This is a genomic window from Acidovorax sp. HMWF018 (assembly GCF_003061035.1).
Taxonomy (GTDB): domain Bacteria; phylum Pseudomonadota; class Gammaproteobacteria; order Burkholderiales; family Burkholderiaceae_C; genus Acidovorax; species Acidovorax delafieldii.
In genome coordinates this window covers 1-1,155 of record NZ_QAIM01000146.1, presented here as the reverse complement: position 1 = coordinate 1,155, position 1,155 = coordinate 1, and the positions used below count along the sequence as shown (strand labels likewise).

The following is a 1,155-nucleotide window of genomic DNA, read 5'->3' as shown; positions in this document are numbered from 1 at the left end:
GTCAGCAGGTCCTTGCGGGACTCGGTGATCAGTCGCCGCTCCTGGAGGAGTGACAGGATGGCCATGATCAGCAGCGCCGTGAGCGCGGTGCCGATCATGAGCATGACTTTCATCTTGAAACTGAGTTTGCTCATGGGAGTCTCCTGTGGGGCGGGTGTCGTGTGTTCATGTTGTGGTTGTTAAGGCCCTGTGTACCAAATTGTGCGGCGAACCATGGGGCCTGCACAGTAGGTGAAAACGCGGCGGTAGCTCTACGTACGCGTCGCTTTGAGGTGCGACAAGACCTCGGCACGTGCGGGGCGGTGCCGCAGAAACTAAAATGCGCAGATGCTCCAGCAACGCACCCTCAAGACCCTGACCCGCGCCGTAGGCGTGGGTCTGCACAGCGGCCAACGGGTCGAGTTGACCCTGCGGCCCGCGCAGCCGGACACAGGCATCGTGTTCCGGCGGGTGGATCTGCCGCAGCCGGTGGACATTCCCATCCGTGCCGAGGCGGTGACGGATACGAGGCTGGCGTCCACCATCGCGGTGGGCAATGCCAAGGTGCACACGGTGGAGCACCTGATGTCAGCCTGTGCGGGGCTGGGTATCGACAACCTGTACGTGGACATCACGGCCGAAGAGGTCCCCATCCTCGATGGGTCTTCGGCCTCGTTTGTGTTCCTGTTGCAAAGCGCCGGGGTGGAACTGCAGAACGCACCCAAGCGCTTTATCCGCGTCACCCGGCCCGTGGAGGTGCGCGAGGGTGAGGGCGCCAACGCCAAGTGGGCGCGCCTCACGCCGTACCACGGCTACAAGCTCAGCTTCGAAATCGACTTTGACCACCCGGCGGTGGACTCCACCGGCCAGCGCGTCGAGTTTGACCTGGGGCAAGGCAACTACAGCCGCGACATTGCCCGGGCGCGCACCTTCGGCTTCACCCGCGATGTGGAGATGATGCGCTCCAACGGCCTGGCGCTGGGCGGCGGGCTCGACAACGCCATCGTGATGGACGACTACAAGGTGCTCAACAGCGACGGCCTGCGTTACGACGACGAGTTCGTGAAGCACAAGATCCTGGATGCCATGGGTGACCTGTACCTCATCGGCAAGCCGCTGCTGGCCGCCTACAGTGCGTTCCGCTCGGGCCACGCCATGAACAACCTCTTGCTGCGT

1 protein-coding gene is annotated in these 1,155 nt (G+C 63.4%); it reads left to right on the top strand.

The annotated features are described in order from the left end of the window. Positions 1 to 327 precede the first annotated feature (327 nt). Positions 328 to 1,155: UDP-3-O-acyl-N-acetylglucosamine deacetylase (gene lpxC / locus DBR23_RS05685; protein WP_108497586.1), on the top strand; the 828-nt coding region annotated here is incomplete at its 3' end.